General features: G+C 57.7%; 1 protein-coding gene. It reads right to left on the bottom strand.

The window, feature by feature from the left end; genetic code table 11:
- The coding region (locus H2Z84_RS02805) for an arginine deiminase family protein (protein WP_258869267.1) at positions 1-291 on the bottom strand (291 nt) is incomplete at both ends.

Here is a 291-nt window from a genome sequence, read left to right as displayed (position 1 = left end):
GACGCATCAGCTTGTTGGTGTAGGTGTTACGGTCGTAGGCCACCACCACGCGGCGATCCAGGGCCACCACGTTGTTACCGTCATCCCATTGTTCGCGTTCACGCTGGTAGGCATCGCCAGCGGTCTGAATGATGTGCACTTCTTTCAGGCCCAGTGCCTGGCGTACCACTTCGGTGAAGACCACGCCTTCGTGACGTTCGAAGCGGATTTCGCCTTCCTTGTCACCGGCATAGATGCTGGTGCAGACGATTTCGTTGACCACGTCCGGGAACACCGACAGCAGGTCGATAT

It is taken from the genome of Aquitalea aquatica (genome assembly GCF_013911085.1).
In the GTDB taxonomy this organism is placed as follows: domain Bacteria; phylum Pseudomonadota; class Gammaproteobacteria; order Burkholderiales; family Chromobacteriaceae; genus Aquitalea; species Aquitalea aquatica.
This window is presented reverse-complemented; position numbering and strand designations above follow the sequence as displayed.